Raw genomic sequence first — 18186 nt, 5'->3', positions numbered from 1 at the left:
AGATATTATACCCCCGTTTTTATTCCTCGCTTTTTGAGGTAATTTACTACTGCGTAGATGAACAAACCGATTGCCATGAATAGCGAAATCCGCCCGTATAAATCTCCATAGGTAACATAAAAAGTAAAGGTAGTATTGCGATTTATTTTTTCCCTAAGCACCCCGGCCGTATTGTATGGTAGTTCACTTATTATTTCTCCTCGCTGATCAATAAAACAAGAAATTCCTGTATTGGCAGATCTTGCTACACTTCTGCGATTTTCAATAGCCCTGATTTGAGAAAACATACGGTGTTGTTTATGTCCTGGACTGTCTTGCCACCAACCATCATTTGTGATTACAGTTAAAATTTCAGCTCCCTTTCTGGTATAATAACTCACGTACTCACCGTAAACTGATTCATAACAAATCACCGGAGCAAAGATTACTCCACTGGCTGTGAAATTTTTTGGTTCATCACCAAGTCCAAGCATACCTGAGGTTCCTCCAAGTTCAACTGAATATTTTTTTAAGAAAGGAAACATACCAACAAAAGGCAATTTTTCAGATCCCAATACTAATTTTGATTTGTGATAAATTTCTGTGTTTTTCAATGTGTCAACCAACAGGGCTGAGTTGTAGTCTTCATACCAAAATCCTGAATAAAATCTGGTTGCAGGAGAATTTTCTTCTTTAAAAAACTTTTGAGTAAATGCGCCAATAATTACCGGCACATTATACTTGACACGCTGAAATGATTTTACATATTTGATGGCCTGTTCATCTTCCAATTGCATTTCATCCAAACCAATATTAATAGCTGTTTCAGGACATAAAACCAAATCAACATCCTGCGTCACCAGTTCATCAGCCAACCTAAACATTTTTTCAAGTTGCACGGTCCATGGAGTATAAAATTTTTCATGATGCGCTTCAATATTAGGCTGAACTACAACAATATCTACCGGATCATTTTTTTCTTCATAAGAATAATAAATAACCAAGCTGCTGATAATTGGAATACAGAGGCCAAGCCCTATGAATAAAAAAATAGGTGTTTGAATCTTTAAACTTTCTTTTCTGATCCAAATATTTCTGGTCACTAAATAGACTAGAATATTCAAGCATAATACCCAAAGTGTTCCTCCGGTTATACCACTGTATTCATACCATTGAATGAGTTTTGGTTGATTTCCAAAAACATGTCCCAAATTAAGCCATGGCCATGAAAGCTCCCAATAAAAATGTGCGTATTCAAATGACATCCACAACACCGCAAGGGCAATCAAGCCACGATTTTCACCCAATTGTCTTGCAATAAATGATGAAAAAAAGAAGGGCAAGGTCATGAGCACCGCATTGACTAACACGGCAAAGTAGCCTCCTTCAGGTGATGCGTAAGAAATCCACCAGGTTGTAATAATATTGAAGATGAGAAAATAAAGGAAATTATATCCAAGTCGTTTTATGAACCTAAATTTTTTTTCCTTGTTCAGGGCATTGTTCACTAAAATCACAGGAACAAATGCAATAAAAACGATGGGAAAAAAACCGCCGGTGAAGGGAAAACTGATGCCTAAAGCAATGGCTCCTGAAAGAGTCAGTAAAAACAAGTACCGGTGCTGTATTTCCATGGCAACAAAATTAAACTTATTCAGACAACTCAGTGCATAAAGCAGTCTAAGTTCATGTTAAGACGATGTTTTTTCATCTATATTTGATCAAACTACTGCACGATGCCAAAAGATAAAAGGCTACATTTTAAAGACCTCGATGCCCTGCGCTTCTTTGCTTTTATCCCTGTTTTTCTTTTTTGTGTGTTCTATCTTACCAGAACAGATACCGAAGGATTTCACAGCGAGATGACTAATTTATTTGAAATTCTTGCCACAAACAGCCTTGATTTCTTTTTCTTCCTTTCTTCCTTCTTGCTTGCATCACATGGATTGAGAGAATATAAATACAACCAATCTTTTTCACTAAAAAGTTTCTATATCAGGCGGGTGCTGCGCATTGCGCCATTGTTCATCATCGCGTTACTATTCGCATTTTTATTACACCCCATGATCATCAAAATTCTGAAACTGATTGCCGTTAATACGCCTTCGTTCACAGATTTTTTCATTCATCTACCGGGCACTTTAACTGGATTTACAAAAGAGCAGTATATCTATTTGCTCATTGCGTGGACTGTGTACATGTTCACGCAATACTATCTTGTGATAGGAATCATACTGAAAAATTTTGAAAAACATCTGGATAAAATTGCTCTTGCAGCCGTTATAGTTGGAATTGCAGCAAGAGTTGTTCACTATTTTGTTGATCTTCCTTTTCAATTTGACTTTCTATCATTTGGTGTTGCCATTGGATGTGGCATATTTCTGGCAATTAAAGTACGTAACAATGACAAACTGATTGAACGAGTAAAAAATATTCCCAAACGACTTATTGTTCCAATTTATATAGCGGGCCTCATAGTTGTTGCATTCACCTATTTGCTTAGCGATCATTTTGTTTGGATTAGCTTAGCACCGGTTTTCACTTGCGTCATATTTTCATTCATCGTACTTGAACAAACCTTTGGCAAAAATTCTGCAATTAAACTCAGAAATAATAAATTGATTTCTCATCTCGGAAAAATAAGTTTTGGAATGATTATTTATCAATCCATTATCAACGTTCTCATTGTGATTGGTATTGATTCGTTAGATTTTGAAATCAACTCAGTTGCCGTAAAAGCAGGATTCACCGCACTCAGTTTTATTCTCTCATGGATTGTGGCTGACCTGAGTTATAACTTTTTTGAAAAACCCTTGCTGAGATTTAGACGCGAATTTAAAAAAGAATAATTCAGCGCATAAAGAACAATTTTGCAGAGTAGTTGCAGAATTGATTGAAGCTCTCACTCGCGCATCTCCTCTAGCTTGGTTTGCACATCCTCCCAATCAAGCATCAATTGATCTAGTGATGTTCTCAATACTTGATACTCACTCGCAATTTTTTGATACTTTTCAGTATCACTAAAATCTACTTGTTCAAGTGCAGCATTTTTTTCAGCCAGATTTTTTTCATGCGCTTCGATATCATTTTCTAATTTACGCAATTGATTTTCAAGTTTTCTGAGTTGAGATTTGTCTGCCTTTTGTTTCTCGTGCTGGTTGCGATGATCACCCGTTGATTGATCTTGCTTTTTTTGTTCTGATAGATTACCTGAAAACTCATTATTAAGGCGTGCTACAAATTCATTCACATCAAAATAGTGCGTTCTGATTTGTGCATTTTGTATCTCCCATATTTTGGTGCTCAATCCATCTAAAAAATCACGGTCGTGTGATACAAGAAGAATGGTGCCTTCATAAGTTTTGAGGGCATCTTTCAGAATGTCTTTGCTATTCAAATCAAGGTGATTTGTTGGCTCATCCATGATCAAGAAATTAAAATCCTGAAATAGCAATTTACATATCGCAAGACGAGTCCGTTCACCTCCTGAAAGTACTTTCACCTTTTTGTCAATCTCTTCCCCACCGAATAAAAAAGCACCTAGAATATTTCTTATATCTTTTCTTTTTTCTCCGGTTGCAATTTCATCTATGGTTTCAAAAACAGTTTTTTCTCCGTTGAGTTTTTCAGCTGAGTCTTGCGCAAAATATCCGATTGATACGTTGTGACCGAATATTATTTCACCCTCATAGTTAATTTCTTTGTTGATTGCTTTGATCAGGGTAGATTTTCCAACTCCATTAGGTCCCAACAGGGCAACCTTATCACCTCTGTCCAGCACAAGATCCATGTTGTCAAAAATGATTTTATTCCCAAATTTTTTTGACATCTTTTTAATGTCAAGCACCATTCTCCCGGATGCGTTGGCAAGTGAGAATTTCAGATTGAATGCCTTGCGTTCTATGGTATCAATTTCAATGCGTTCAACCTTGTCTAGTTTTTTTATCAAACTTTGCGCAAAGGATGCCTTATTGGCTTTTGCGCGATATTTATTAATTAAATCTTCGGTGCGTTTAATTTCTTTATCCTGATTCTTTTTTGCCTGCATGGTACGCTCCATTTCTTCAGCATGCAAAACAAGGTATTTGGAGTAATTACATTTATAATCATACAAGCGTTGATTAGCGATTTCAATTGTCCGGTTGGTAACATTATCCAAAAATCGTCTGTCATGTGAAATGAGAATTAATCCACCCTTGAATTGTTTTAGATAATTTTCAAGCCATTGTATAGATACAATATCCAAATGATTTGTTGGCTCATCAATCAATAGTACATCCGGATTATTGACAAGTAATCTGGCTAATTCTGCCCGCATTTGCCATCCGCCACTGAATTGTGACAAAGGCATATCCAAATCATTCGGTTTAAATCCGAGACCTTTCAATACTGTTTCAGTTTTCTCTTTTAATTGATAGGCATCTAACACGGTGAGTCTGTCATTAATTTGAGTCACGCGTTCCATCAAATCGTGATAGATTTCTGACTCATAATCCGTACGCGTTGCTAATTGATGATTCACGTCATCAAGTTGCTCATTCAATCTGTTAACTTCAACGTTAGATTCTTCAACGTAATTTCTAACTATTTTATCTTTTTCAATTTTCAGTTCTTGGGTTAGAAAACCAATTTGCAGATTTTTTTCACGCAAAACACTTCCTTCAGTCGGCTGCAAATCGCCCGCAATAATTTTTAGAAGAGTAGATTTTCCAACACCATTCTTACCGGTGAGACCAATTTTATCTCCTCTGTCCAAAAACATGGAAACATTTTTATATAAAAATCCCTGTGGCAGGTAATACGACAAGTCAGCTAATCTAATCATGCTGCAAAGTTATAGCATTTGGTATGATATTTTAGTTTACCATGACATTATGCAATAGAAGCTTGAAATAATAATAGCGACTTGCAAAACATACCATTTACCTGTTTTTTTTATCAATAGTAGAACACTGAATAATTCTGAGGCGTTATCAATCCTAAATCCCCATTATAATATCACCGATTATGAATTATGAGCAAAAAAAAACCGCCTCCAGAAGGAGACGGTTTTTTCTATTTTAAATTTTGTATTAGAAATTCCAGAGGTCATGTTCAAAGATGAAAATCTCTTCTTTGATTCGCTCTGACTCAAGCAAGGCATCAACACCCGCTTTGTAACTGTCTATTTCACGGTCATAGATATTCGATGACTTCACGATATAGCTTTGGAACATCCGTTTCCAGAACAAGTCGTCATAAGACATTCTCTGCGCATCATTATCTTTATTCTGCACAAAGAAGTTTTGGAATACATAACGACACTCTGGGAAGTAGAGCCAGAAGAGTTCCTTGAAACCTTCTATATTTCCTTTATCATCCATCTTATATACAACAGGACACAAACCAATAATTCGAACATCCATTACAGATCTTTCTTTGTCAAAGAACCAATCTTCCTTAACTCGATACTGAACAATGTCCTTGGCTTCATACCAAAAGAATTCGTTTGGATAATAAACAGTCATACCTGTGGCATCAACAGAGTCATACAAAGGGTCTGAGATACTCTTTATCGGCGTTGGATTTGCACTAAACTCTTCATAACCCAAATACTCCATGGCCTTTACATTCTTTCTGAACACAGAATCTGAAATGAAAGTACCGCCTGGACCCAAACCGTATTTCTCAGCGGTATAGGGATACTTGAATAAGTCTCCGTCTCTCCATGTTTGCCAATCTGGATGAAAAGGAGAGTATAATGTTAAATCACCCGTCATGATATGATATCGGATAATTGTCCATAAACTCCATCTAGTTGGATTCCGGAGCCACTGCGTAAAATCAAGTTCATTCATGGCATCCTGAAAGTCATCAAGGGGATAATATAAAGGGTGATTGAATTTCTCTCGTAAATCAATTACTCGCCAAACCCGCTTAGCCCAAGCAACATCAGCTTCTCGTACGTACTCATATGGTACTACCTTTTTAGTAGGCACATGCTCTTGCACGTACACACCGTCTAATACACCGGGCGCAGGGTTTGCTATCGGTCCTCTAATTTCATCTTGGGCAAAGGTCACTTCACCCAGAAGCGCAATTCCCAATAACGCAATTTTCCCTCTCAAACTCAACATACTCTCACTTTTTAGTTAAACTATTTTACTGTAAAAGACACTCCTCCTTTTTTACCAATTCCATCAGGACCTTTATAGTCAACAATAATAGTTACTTGTTTCCCTTTGGATTGTTTTAATAAACTCTTGGATTTGGAGTCAAACTGTCCGCCACTTGTCAATCCCCCAACACCTGCAATTCCATCAACCTTTACTTGACCTCCACTAATAGAAAATTTTACCCCTTTTAGCGGAACAGAAGGATCATAAGCGACTGTTACACCAGGTTGATTTGAAGCCTGTGTGTAAGACGCAGTACCACCCATAGTAACGTCACCGAAATAAACCGTCGCATTTGGCATTGGTCTCACCTCAAAATCAAAAGCTCCAAGGCTAACTGATCCACCTCCATCTTTTTTTGCACTGATAGAAATAGTCGCCTTTTTAGTGCCTCTGGTACAAGTTGCGATATACTGCCCATTTCCTTTTGAAGACAATGAACAACCACTGCCAGACAATGTGATGGTGCTTGGATCATAACCGGATGCAGTACCTTCAACTACGTTATTATAACCGGCATAAAGTACACGCATTTCAGGAAGAGCAACAACCCCCATTGGTTGACCAACAGTATAGCTAAATTCCCAAGGTTTCCATGCAATCTCTCCTTTTTCTTTAACTCCAATCACACCTTTAACCTTGTGAAAACCAGGCGAAGAACCAGACAATCCTATTTTTCCCGTAACTTCTTTCCAATTGGCCTCATTGTTAGTGTCAGCGTCCATACCCCATTTAATTTTGGATACCTCGTTTGAGTCATAAGCCGCAATCATAACACTTAAATTAAGTGAATCTCCTTGATTGATGTAGCCGGTACGAGCAAATGCCAAAGGTTCAATTTTATTAAAGTTAAACACTGGAGCCTCTACTTTGCCTAGCATATATTCTGTCACCATTGACTCAGCATTTTTAATATCAAGCTTCAATGAAGTGAACATTGCTGCCGCAGCTACAATAGGTGCATGGTCAAAAATCACAGAAACCCATGGTTGATCCTCAGCGCCATGTTCATGTGCATGAAGCTTCTCTGGGTAGGTAAGCGCTCTATAAAACTGAGCAATTTTCGCAGTGTCTGCAGGGTTACAAGTAGCCAACGCTGCACCAAGTCCCGTAAGATCTGATGGAGGCGTAAATGACCAATCCTTGTTACCTACTTTATACGTTCCCATCATAACCGCAATTTTATCACGATATTCGTGAAGTTTCACGGTGATATCCAACCCTCGTTGCACCGGACTGTTCGGATTTCCACCAACAAACATGTTAGTTGGAATATCATAATTATCCATTCCGCTAATCTCCATAAGAGGTTTCAACTTGGTAATATTACCTGCTTCATCCGTTTCTTCAACCCAATCAGCACCTTCAGAGGTTTTAATCATCTCGTTGCACTCACCTAAAAGATAGCCAACTATAATCGCTGTTTCCTTTTTTAGTTCAACGGCTTTTCCTTGCCACAATTCAAAGAGTTTCATATCCCCTTTGGTTGCTTGCAATGCAGCGCGCTTTTTGTCAAATTCAGCGTGCGTGTCCTCGTTTTTGTTGTTGATGATCGTTGCCGATGCATCCAACTTGTCATTTAGCGTTACGAAAGCAGCGACAATCTGCTTCGAAACGTTAAGAGCTAGAAGTGCGGTAAGTACGAGGTACATCATACCGATCATCTTCTGCCTTGGGGTTTCTTTTCCTCCTGCCATGATTATTAAGTTTTTTTAGTTAGTTAACTAATTAATTCCTTTTTTCCAGAAAGTAACAAAGTTATTATCTGGTAATAGTCATAGCTTTAAGCATATTGCCATAAACCTGGTTAAGGTCAGTCAAGTTGCGAGACAACATGGCCATATTTTCTTTATAGATCTTAGTATCAGAAATAGAAGAATTGAGATTATCCATCATTTCAAGTACACCTGATTGGAATTTCTCAGTTGCTTCAAGATGCGCTGTTGAACCTTTTAATTGTAGTTCGTAAACGTTGTTCAACGCAGCAAGATTTGTAGACACTTTCTTAATTTGATCACCAAAGTTTGCACCTTCTTCAGTACCTGAGGTAAGCCCTAATAATGATTCAGAAGCTTTTTCGTAAGTAGCAGAAAGTGTTTTAACTTGTTTAGATGCACCTTCAAGACTTGCTACATAAGAATCAGTAGCAGCTGCAGCAGTTGAAACTGATTTCAAACCTTCCGCATTTTCACTCAGGTTTCGAATACCATCACCTAAGCGATTTAATAAATCTGCATCAATTTTTGCCTCTTCTAACAGGCTGTCAAATTTTTCGGTAATTCCGGTTCCGGCGCTACCACCGCCACCACCGTGACCACCACCATGCGCACCTTTTTCATCTATATAGGCATGCAAGTCAAAATTTTCATCGTGTGCAAGAGCTAGTTCAGGATATACTAACTCCCATTTTGGATCTTCATGTAAAGGTTCAAATGCTGAAAAGAAAAAGATTACGGCTTCTGTACTCAATCCTCCTACAAGCATCGCACCTGCACCTGGCCAGTGCATGATTTTAAACATCGCACCAACGATTACAACTGCTGCACCGATACCGTACAGCTTTGCCATAAATAATTTCCATTTTTTGGTTCCTGGTCTCATAGTTTCCTTGCTTTTATTAGTTTAACATTTATTTATTTGGTTTATAATTTACTCTTTTAACGCAACTCGATATCTGATCTCAACTCCTCTCCTCCCTCACGTGAGAAGTCTCTACCACCACGACCGATATGAGTTTGAACGCATCTGAATCCGATGTATGATTTAGATGTATCCTGATATTCGTAAGTTCTGGCACTTGTTTGCAGATAGAATCCAATATCTTTCCATGAACCACCACGAATAACTTTTCTTTTCATTGAAGGTGGATCCCAGTCCATTGCATAATATCTGTATTCTGTTTGCAGGTCATGCGCAAATTCATAAACTGATTCGTCATACGCTGTTTCAGTCCATTCTGCCACGTTACCAGCCATACAATATAATCCGTAACCATTCGGGTTATATGAATACGCTTTAACAGGGTAGAAACCACCATCATCAAAATAACGTCCGCGCATTGGTTTAAAGTTTCCTAGCATACAACCTGCAGAGTTACGAATGTATGGACCTCCCCATGGATACGGGCTATCTTTCAGATCACCGCGTGAACCATATTCCCACTCACCTTCAGTAGGTAAACGGAAATCTTGTACCCAAAGTGCACCCATTGCTTCAAGCCAGTTATTCAATTTTTGTGTTCTCCAAACGCAGAATGCACGAGCTTGCACCCAAGTAATTCCAATCACCGGATAATTATCATAAGCCGGATGCCAGAAATACATGTTAGTCATTGGATCATTGAAAGAGTATGTGAAATCACGCACCCAACACAATGTATCAGGATAAACGTTGATTTCTTCAGCAATGATAAAACGCCCACGATCTTCATGAGAACGAATTGCATTGTTTTGACCTTTTGAGTTGAAATAACCCAGGTTTTCATCTTGCCCGACTGGCTGACCGGTAAATGGATGCTCAGGATTTTTCAGGTCACGATGCTGAGGTTTAAGCGTCGGATTAGTAAAGTTACCGTCTTTGTCGTATCCATTGCGGACAATGTTAACACGACCTTTTTTAGCCGCTTCAGGTAAATCAATCCAGTAATATTTAAATCTCAACTGGTTTACATCTATTTCACGTCGCTTATACCAGCGTTCTGTAGGTCTTAAGTACATATCTGAAATCAACGGAATAACTTGCTCATCTTTAATCCCTTTAATTCTCCATGAAAGCGGGAATCTGGCACGCATCTCTTGATCTGAAAGGTTTGCGAAAGGATCATTTGGATCAAAACTATACCAGGTCTGAGATGTTTCATCATAATAGATATCCGGATAATTCAACATATCACCCAAAAGACCTGGATCAATTTCAGGAGTAATATTGCTGCCTTCAATACTATTTGTCCAACTTGCATTCAGACCACGAGAATAGATTCTTTCAAGCATGATAGAATCCTTCACCCAAAACACAAACTCACGATACTCGTTGTTTGTGATTTCAGTTTGATCCATATACAACGCGTGTATAGAAACCACGTGTGATCTGGCCTGATGTAGGAAAGGCACATCTTGGTCGCCATTACCCATTGTATAAGAACCAGACGGAATGTAAACCATTCCAAGTGGTATCTCAGGATAATACGCCCTGCGCCCCTGTACACCGGTCAGGTGACCAGTTCCGGAATCACATGCGGTAAAGACCGCTGCAACTCCTACTACTCCCAAAAACAATAATTTTTTCATGCTACCTTGTTTTTTCTACCAATCTTAATTTTACGACTATCAGGTTCAGGTTTGGTTTCTTTTTAACGTCAATCTTGCAATTTGGTTACAGAATTATTTTTTTCTATTGCAAAATAAACGGATTTCCGTGTCTTGCTACAACCGGAGGAGGAGGAAACAGGCAATAGTTGATCATCAGTTCGTGTGTTCCTTTGCCATATTGTTTCAGCGGGTTGGTCATTATATCAAATGAGTAACCAAATTTTAACCAGTTTTTTGTTGGTTGGTTATTTGGTGCAAAAGCATATCCTAACATAATAGGAACACCGTCAGACATACGGAATGATGCACCACCCCACAGATATGCTGATGTGCTAAGATAATATTCAGCTAATACATTAATGTCAAAGATCATGGTTGACCCATCAGCTTTAACAAGCACTGAAGGACGCAACATGAACGGTCTTGGACTACCAATGGTAGCACCTAAATCATAGTCATATCCGGCAATAATGTAATAGTGACGTGCAACGCTATAGCTAGTGGTTGTACCCAGACTTGACCCAATGTTCAGGCTAGCAGGTAAAACGTGTGTTGCCGATACTCCAACATAATAAGGATAATCGCCTGTTGAGTGCCAGTATAAGCCAAGGTTCATATCAAAACCTGTTCCGGCAGTTGCAGCAGGCAGGTTTGGATCAGGAGTTGTTGTAGGGGGCACCCACATTGGTGAAAAGCTTACGTTAACAATTCCAAGCGAAGCACCGGCACTGAAAACACCATAACTGGTTGGAATGTGCCGTGCGTAACATAATCTAACCGTGTTATTTCTAGTGAATCCAATGGCATCATTGGTGAAAGACAAACCAACCCCACTGCTGATTTTTGGGATATTTGCCTGTAAATTCAATAAGGTAGAGTTAGGAGCATCCTGAACTCTGTCCCATTGATTGCGATAGATTACTGTTGCACAATAGCCTTTAAAACCGGTTGAGGCCGGGTTGAAAGACATGCGATCAAACATGTAATGCGAATACTGCGCATCTTGCTGTGCCATTGAGATAGACACGATAGAAAAGCACATAAAAAAAGATAAAATCTTTCTCATAATTAATTTATTTTTCACACTTTTTTGGGGTCAGAATACACCAACAAGGCGCTAAAATAAGTAAAAAAAGTTTAAATGGTGTTATTTTTTTTGAAACAATTTTGATTAACAAACATCATTCTGTTGATAATCAGGATAACTTTTGGAAAGTTTTCCACCAAAGATTTGGCATTTCATTTTGCAGTGCCTTCTCGTAAACCTCGTAGGTGCAAGGAATCAATAAATGGCGTTGATATTTCATACCTTCAACTTTGGGGTATGGTACCTCCATCCACCATCTTCCGCTTTTATCACTTTTGTAGAAAATGATCTGATCTTTAAAATCATCAAGAGACACGGTGTATTTGGTATAGCTGGCTTTAGAGCCAACAGGATAATCTTTTTTTCTCTGATGAAAGCCTTCTACAAAATACCATATCATTTGAGCAATAAGATTGGCATCATACCGCAAAGATCCATCGTACTCAGTAATATTAAACATGCCCATACTGGTGAGCTTATCACTCCAACCGGCATAACGCATAATACGACAAGCGTCTTCGCCATAGAATCCATGAGGCATGCCGGCACTGTTCCCATGATAATCGGATGATCTGATTGCATTGAGATCAAAGCTCAATATATCCGCATTACGCACTAATGGTTCTACCATTTTTTCATCTGAATAAAATTCTCCCAACCGAAATGCATCAAAATACATTTTTTCAAGAAGGGTCATTTCATCTGGATTTAAAAAATAAGATTGATAACCAAGCAGACAATAATTAAAAAGATATCCTGGTTTGTGCACAATAATTTTACTCAGCCAATTCGCAGCAGAAATTTCATCTGCAGGATTTCCCATATCCAGTGAAGCATCAATGTCTACAATGTTCACTGTTTGCTCTAAATGTTGGTAGCCACGGTATATCGCGTAAGTAAGATCATTACTGCCCCCGATGATCACCGGAAAAACTTTTGCTTTAACCAATTCATGCACTACCTCAGCTAAGGCAACATAGGTATCTTCAGGTGTTTTGCCGGGATGAATACAGCCCAAATCATAGATTTTATACTGCCATTCGCCTGCCATGAGATTGAAGAATTTTTGGCGAATTTGTTCTATTAATTTTTCCGGTTTTTTGTAGTTAGAATTTCTATATTCAGGTACAAAAATCAATGCAATGCTACCTGCAATCGGTAATTCAAAATCAGCATCTGAATTTATTCTGACTTTTTCACCAACCTGCCCTTTAGAATAGCTTTGATTTTGCGCAAATTCAGTAAAGTAAATGCTGATATCTTTCATCACCTGAAATTTTACTTTTTAGTTTTTTTTGCTGTTATTTTATTTGCTGAAGCGCTTACCTTTTTTGACGTTGACTTCTTTTTTGCAACCGGCTTTTTTTCAGCAGTAGTTGATGTTTTTGATTTTGCTGCCGCAGATTTTGATTTTGGTGATTTTGATTGACTTGCAGCAATATCAAGGCACTCCTGATAAGTCAATGAAGATGGCTCGCTATTTTTTGGCAATTTAAAATTGTCTTTTCCAATTTTGAGATAGGCTCCGTATCTGCCATTTAACAATTGCATGGATGGATCTTCATCAAAAATTTTAATGGTTTTGTTTTTCTCATCTTCACGCTTGGCAATAATCAATTGTATTGCACGATCAATAGTCATACTCTCAAGCGAATCACCCAATTTAGCGCTGATTGAAACAAATTTTTTATCATGTTGAATATACGGTCCAAATCTGCCTGAACTTATTTTCACTTCATGCCCTTCAAATTCGCCGATAGTTTTTGGATATTTGAATAATTCCAACGCCTCAGCAAGAGAGATAGTTTGAATACTTTGATCCTTTTTTACAGTCGCAAATTTTGGCTTTTCCTCATCATCTTGCTCACCAATTTGAATCATTGGACCAAAACGACCTATACGAGCGTAGACATTTTTCCCTGAAACATGATCAATGCCCAGCAATCTTTCACCGGTTGCACGTTCTGAATGCTCAAGCGTATTCTCAACAGCTGAGTGAAAAGGGTTATAGAATTCATGAATCATTTTTGTCCATTTCATCAATCCTTGCGCAATATCATCAAACTCTTTCTCAACGGTTGCGGTAAAATTATAATCTAAAATATTTCCAAAATTCTGAACCAGGAATTCAGTTACAATTCGGCCAATGTCAGTAGGTATCAACTTACCTTTATCACTACCCGTGCGTTCACTCAATAACTTTTCCTCTACGTTAGAATTCTGAAGAGAAACTACGCGATACTTTCGTTCAGCACCTTCGCGCTCACCTTTTTCAACGTAACCTCTTTTTTGAATGGTAGAAATGGTTGGTGCATACGTTGAAGGACGACCAATACCCAGCTCTTCAAGTTTTTTTACCAGACTTGCTTCAACATAACGTGCAGGTGGTCTTGTATACCTTTCAGAAGATGAAATTTCCTTTGGGTTAACTGATTCACCTGTTGCCAATGCAGGCAGCATACCTTCCATTTCTTCTTCTTCTTCATCCAATTTTGTTTCAAGATACACTTTTAGAAAACCTTCAAATTTGATCACCTCACCGTTGGCTATAAAATATTTATTTTGCGGGGCGGTAATTTTTGCAACCGTTCTTTCAAGCTTTGCATCAGCCATTTGAGAAGCCAGTGTGCGTTTCAGAATTAATTGATACAAGCGATCTTCATCACGCTCACCATCAATGGAGCGACGAGAAAAATCAGTTGGTCTGATAGCTTCGTGAGCTTCTTGCGCGTTGGCTGATTTTGTTTTGTATTTTCTGAGTTGATGAAATTCTTTACCGTATGCTTGTTCAATTTCAGCCTTAGCAGCATTGAGCGCTGTTTCAGAAAGATTCACTGAATCAGTTCTCATGTAACTAATATAACCGGCTTCGTATAATTTTTGCGCGACAGTCATGGTACGCGACACTGAAAAACCAAGTTTTAAACTGGCTTCTTGCTGGAGAGTTGAAGTAGTGAAAGGAGCCGCCGGAGATTTACTTGCCGGTTTGGTTGCGATATCAGCCACTTTGAAGTCAAAACCATTACACGCTTTTACAAAATCAACCGCCTTATTGTATTCATCAAAATTATCTTCAAGTTTTGCCTTAAAGCTGACTTTATTGCTATTCAAAAATGATGCATCAGTTCTGTAAAAAGCTGACGATTGGAATTTTTCAATTTCATTTTCACGCTCAACAATGAGTCTAACAGCAACAGATTGAACCCTGCCGGCAGAAAGAGACGGTTTCACTTTTTTCCATAAAACAGGAGATAATTCAAACCCCACAAGGCGGTCAAGAATCCTTCTAGCCTGTTGCGCATTTACTAAATCTTCATCAATATCACGTGGGTTATTGATTGCTTCAAGCACTGCACCTTTGGTAATTTCATTGAAGGTAATTCGCTTATACTTTCCTTCTTTCAAACCCAAAGCCTCTTTCAAATGCCATGCAATGGCTTCTCCTTCACGGTCTTCATCGGAAGCAAGCCAAACCATATCTGATTCTTTCACTAATTTTTTTAATTCAGTAATCACCTTAGTTTTATCAGGTGAGACTATGTAAGTAGGTTCAAAATTTTTCTGAATGTCAATTGAGTTGTCACCTTTTGCCAGATCACGAACGTGTCCGAAACTTGATTTTACAATATACTCTTTACCGAGATACTTTTCAATCGTAGTCGCCTTTGCAGGAGACTCAACAATAACGAGATTTTTTCCCATAATTTATTCAAACAATACTTAACCTTAAGGGGCTTAAGCACGACAAAATTATAAATAGAAATTGATGTCAGCGTTAAGGACGATGATAAGAAGGTAAAAGAAAGCCTCCTTATTATTTATAATAATAAAGTTTTTGAAAAAAAAATCTCGGATTAGAAATAAGGTTTAATAAATTATCTGCCAGATTGGCATACAACCATTGAAATATCACTAAATTTGCGGTAAAATACAGCAGATGGAATTGAGACAGACCGGGTCAAAAGAATTAGACGAAGCCTTGCAGGGAAGTGCAACTATGCTTGAAACCAGCAATGGAGGGAATAAAAAATTGTATTTAGAAAGCTATGGTTGTCAAATGAATTTTTCAGACAGCGAAATAGTTGCATCCATTTTATCACAACAAGGATTCTCAACAACGCGCAACGCTGTGGAGGCAGATGTGATATTGATGAATACCTGCTCAATAAGAGACAATGCAGAACAGCGTGTGCGCAACAAACTTCACCAATATCAAAAACAAAAAAGACGAAAGCCTTCTTTAATCATTGGCATATTAGGTTGCATGGCTGAGCGATTAAAAACACAATTACTGGAAGAAGAAAAACTGGTTGATTTAGTTGCAGGGCCTGATACATACCGTGATTTACCGAGACTTATTGAAGAAGTAGAAGGAGGTCAAAAAGCCGTTAATGTTTTATTATCTAGAGAAGAAACTTACGCTGATATTTCACCGGTTCGGCTGGACAAAAACGGAGTTTCAGCTTTTATCTCAATTATGCGCGGATGTGATAATATGTGCTCTTTTTGTGTAGTGCCTTTCACCCGAGGACGTGAACGAAGCAGAGATCCAGAATCTATTATAGCAGAAGCAAAAAAATTATTTGAAGACGGATATCGTGAAGTGACACTACTTGGACAAAACGTAGATAGTTACCGCTGGAACATTACTAAAAAGAATGAAATTATTGATGCAGAAAAGCCAACGGTAAACTTTGCTGAGTTACTTGAAAAAGTGGCTTTGGTGAGTCCGCTGCTGAGGGTAAGATTTTCGACTTCACATCCAAAAGACATGACCGATGAAGTGTTGGAAACCATGGCAAAGTATGCAAACATTTGCAAATACATCCATCTTCCGGTGCAATCAGGAAACAGTGAGATTTTGCAAAAAATGAACCGAGGATATTCACGAGAATGGTATCTTGACCGCATTGCTGCAATCAGAAAATACATGCCAGATTGTGCAATTTCAACCGATGTGATTTGCGGATTCTGCGGAGAAACCGAAGACCAGCATAAAGACACGCTTAGTTTGATGCGAGAGTGCAAATTTGATTTTGCCTATATGTTCTTTTATTCTGAGCGACCTAAAACCCTTGCGGAAAGGAACTATCCGGACGATATACCCGAGGAAACAAAAATGCGACGCCTCAACGAAGTGCAAACATTGCAACAAGAATTATCATACCAGAGTAATGCGCAGACAGTTGGCAGTGAATATGAAGTTTTAGTGGAAGGAGTATCCAAGCGATCAGATCAAGAATTATATGGCAGAAACTCACAAAATCTAACTGTTGTTTTTCCAAAAGGAAATTTTAAAGCGGGAGATTATGTTACAGTAAAAATCACAGAGTTTACAAGCGCTACCGCCAGAGGAACAGTTGTCAATAAATAAGTAAGATGGACGTACAAAATATAAAACAACGATTTGGCATCTTAGGAAATTCTGCAGGATTAAACCGTGCACTCAGCGTGGCTATTCAAGTGGCGCCAACCGATATGAGCGTACTTATCACCGGTGAAAGCGGAACAGGAAAAGAAGTAATTCCAAAACTCATTCATCAGTTAAGTTCACGAAAGCATGGACAATACATTGCAGTAAACTGTGGCGCCATACCAGAAGGAACTATTGACAGCGAATTATTTGGTCATGAGAAAGGCTCATTCACCGGAGCACATGATCAACGCAAGGGATATTTTGAAGTAGCAGATCAAGGCACGATATTTCTGGATGAAGTAGCAGAACTCCCCCACCCTACTCAAGTGAGATTATTGCGAGTTTTAGAAACCGGAGAATATATTCGGGTGGGCTCATCAAAAATAATGAAAACAAATGTGCGTGTTGTTGCAGCTACTAATGAAAACATGCTCAAGGCCGTTCAAAGTGGAAAATTCAGAGAAGATCTTTACTACCGTTTGAGTACTGTACCTATTCAATTGCCTGCGTTGAGAAATCGATCAGAGGATATTCATTTACTGTTCAGAAAATTTGCTGTAGATTTCTCTGAGAAGTATAGAATGCCCGCCATTCGTCTTACAGAAGCGGCTGTGAACATGCTCACACATTATGCCTGGCCGGGAAATATCAGACAGCTTAAAAATATTACAGAACAAATCTCAGTCATAGAAAGTGAAAGAGAAATCACACCTGAAATATTAGGCAATTATCTTACTGATTATTCCAATTCAACTTTACCGGCAATTGCAAAAACAGGAGATGGATTCAGTGATTTGAATGAGCGTGATTTATTGTACAAGGTGTTGTTTGATATGCGAAAAGATCTCACTGATCTTAAAAAAATTGTGCTTGAATTATTACAACATGGTTCGGCTGAAACCCTAGCAGGAGATGAAAAAAGACAACTCATTGATAAACTTTATCGTGATATTACGCCTCAAGTTGAATCTATAGTGCCTGAACCAATACGTGTTGAAAAAGCTTCGCCACATTTTGGTTCATCAGATTACAATCAAGATTACGAAGTTCATGCCGAAGTAGAAGAATCTCTCTCTTTGGAAGACAGAGAAAAAGAACTGATCAAAAAAGCATTGGAAAAACACCGCGGCAAGCGAAAATACGCAGCCCAAGACTTGGGAATATCTGAACGCACGTTATATAGAAAAATCAAAGAATACAACCTTTAAGCAATAGATAAATCAAAGTGTCGTTAACAAAATC

General features: G+C 38.3%; 12 protein-coding genes. 3 read left to right on the top strand and 9 right to left on the bottom strand.

Annotated elements, in window-relative coordinates; all coding sequences use genetic code 11:
- Positions 1-5: 5 nt before the first annotated feature.
- On the bottom strand, positions 6-1613 hold the full coding sequence (gene lnt / locus IPH66_03240) for an apolipoprotein N-acyltransferase (protein MBK7128366.1): 1608 nt from the start codon (positions 1611-1613) through the stop codon (positions 6-8).
- A gap of 102 nt (positions 1614-1715) precedes the next feature.
- On the opposite strand from lnt, the gene IPH66_03235 reads away from it, so the two are divergent.
- Positions 1716-2828: an acyltransferase gene (locus IPH66_03235; GenBank protein MBK7128365.1), complete on the top strand. Its 1113-nt coding sequence runs from the start codon at positions 1716-1718 to the stop codon at positions 2826-2828.
- 53 nt (positions 2829-2881) lie between these two features.
- On the opposite strand, the gene IPH66_03230 is transcribed toward IPH66_03235, so the two are convergent.
- The 8 genes from IPH66_03230 to topA form a co-directional block, all read right to left on the bottom strand.
- Complete coding sequence (locus tag IPH66_03230) at positions 2882-4804, bottom strand: ABC-F family ATP-binding cassette domain-containing protein (GenBank protein ID MBK7128364.1); 1923 nt, start codon at positions 4802-4804, stop codon at positions 2882-2884.
- Positions 4805-5051: 247 nt separating this feature from the next.
- On the bottom strand, positions 5052-6095 hold the full coding sequence (gene gldN, locus IPH66_03225) for a gliding motility protein GldN (protein MBK7128363.1): 1044 nt from the start codon (positions 6093-6095) through the stop codon (positions 5052-5054).
- Between the two features lie 20 nt (positions 6096-6115).
- The gene (locus IPH66_03220) at positions 6116-7831 is read right to left on the bottom strand and encodes a hypothetical protein (protein ID MBK7128362.1); all 1716 of its coding nucleotides are present in this window, start codon (positions 7829-7831) and stop codon (positions 6116-6118) included.
- A 64-nt stretch (positions 7832-7895) separates the two neighbouring features.
- Entirely contained in the window at positions 7896-8702 is an 807-nt protein-coding gene (gene gldL / locus IPH66_03215) for a gliding motility protein GldL (GenBank protein ID MBK7128361.1), read from the bottom strand.
- A gap of 89 nt (positions 8703-8791) precedes the next feature.
- Positions 8792-10420, bottom strand: coding sequence for an SUMF1/EgtB/PvdO family nonheme iron enzyme (locus IPH66_03210; protein MBK7128360.1), 1629 nt, complete (start codon positions 10418-10420; stop codon positions 8792-8794).
- 103 nt (positions 10421-10523) lie between these two features.
- Positions 10524-11507: a PorP/SprF family type IX secretion system membrane protein gene (locus IPH66_03205; GenBank protein ID MBK7128359.1), complete on the bottom strand. Its 984-nt coding sequence runs from the start codon at positions 11505-11507 to the stop codon at positions 10524-10526.
- A 130-nt stretch (positions 11508-11637) separates the two neighbouring features.
- Complete coding sequence (locus IPH66_03200; protein ID MBK7128358.1) at positions 11638-12795, bottom strand: formimidoylglutamase; 1158 nt, start codon at positions 12793-12795, stop codon at positions 11638-11640.
- Between the two features lie 11 nt (positions 12796-12806).
- Complete coding sequence (gene topA, locus IPH66_03195) at positions 12807-15230, bottom strand: type I DNA topoisomerase (protein ID MBK7128357.1); 2424 nt, start codon at positions 15228-15230, stop codon at positions 12807-12809.
- Positions 15231-15465: 235 nt separating this feature from the next.
- On the opposite strand from topA, the gene miaB reads away from it, so the two are divergent.
- Together miaB and IPH66_03185 are read left to right on the top strand one after the other, a co-directional pair.
- Complete coding sequence (gene miaB, locus IPH66_03190; GenBank protein MBK7128356.1) at positions 15466-16902, top strand: tRNA (N6-isopentenyl adenosine(37)-C2)-methylthiotransferase MiaB; 1437 nt, start codon at positions 15466-15468, stop codon at positions 16900-16902.
- 5 nt (positions 16903-16907) lie between these two features.
- Positions 16908-18152 (top strand): sigma-54-dependent Fis family transcriptional regulator, encoded by a 1245-nt coding sequence (locus IPH66_03185; protein MBK7128355.1) that lies wholly within the window; start codon positions 16908-16910, stop codon positions 18150-18152.
- Positions 18153-18186 lie beyond the last annotated feature (34 nt).

The organism is Crocinitomicaceae bacterium (assembly GCA_016708105.1).
Classification (GTDB): Bacteria; Bacteroidota; Bacteroidia; order Flavobacteriales_D; family Crocinitomicaceae; genus JADJGJ01.
Note: the sequence above shows the minus strand (reverse complement) of the source record. Positions and strands in the feature narration are given on the sequence as shown.

What these genes read in the sequence shown, in the direction of transcription:
- lnt (MBK7128366.1), bottom strand. Translation starts at nt 1,613, where the DNA reads ATGGAAATACAGCACCGGTACTTGTTTTTACTGACTCTTTCAGGAGCC.
- IPH66_03235 (MBK7128365.1), top strand. Translation starts at nt 1,716, where the DNA reads ATGCCAAAAGATAAAAGGCTACATTTTAAAGACCTCGATGCCCTGCGC.
- IPH66_03230 (MBK7128364.1), bottom strand. Translation starts at nt 4,804, where the DNA reads ATGATTAGATTAGCTGACTTGTCGTATTACCTGCCACAGGGATTTTTA.
- gldN (MBK7128363.1), bottom strand. Translation starts at nt 6,095, where the DNA reads ATGTTGAGTTTGAGAGGGAAAATTGCGTTATTGGGAATTGCGCTTCTG.
- IPH66_03220 (MBK7128362.1), bottom strand. Translation starts at nt 7,831, where the DNA reads ATGGCAGGAGGAAAAGAAACCCCAAGGCAGAAGATGATCGGTATGATG.
- gldL (MBK7128361.1), bottom strand. Translation starts at nt 8,702, where the DNA reads ATGGCAAAGCTGTACGGTATCGGTGCAGCAGTTGTAATCGTTGGTGCG.
- IPH66_03210 (MBK7128360.1), bottom strand. Translation starts at nt 10,420, where the DNA reads ATGAAAAAATTATTGTTTTTGGGAGTAGTAGGAGTTGCAGCGGTCTTT.
- IPH66_03205 (MBK7128359.1), bottom strand. Translation starts at nt 11,507, where the DNA reads ATGAGAAAGATTTTATCTTTTTTTATGTGCTTTTCTATCGTGTCTATC.
- IPH66_03200 (MBK7128358.1), bottom strand. Translation starts at nt 12,795, where the DNA reads ATGAAAGATATCAGCATTTACTTTACTGAATTTGCGCAAAATCAAAGC.
- topA (MBK7128357.1), bottom strand. Translation starts at nt 15,230, where the DNA reads ATGGGAAAAAATCTCGTTATTGTTGAGTCTCCTGCAAAGGCGACTACG.
- miaB (MBK7128356.1), top strand. Translation starts at nt 15,466, where the DNA reads ATGGAATTGAGACAGACCGGGTCAAAAGAATTAGACGAAGCCTTGCAG.
- IPH66_03185 (MBK7128355.1), top strand. Translation starts at nt 16,908, where the DNA reads ATGGACGTACAAAATATAAAACAACGATTTGGCATCTTAGGAAATTCT.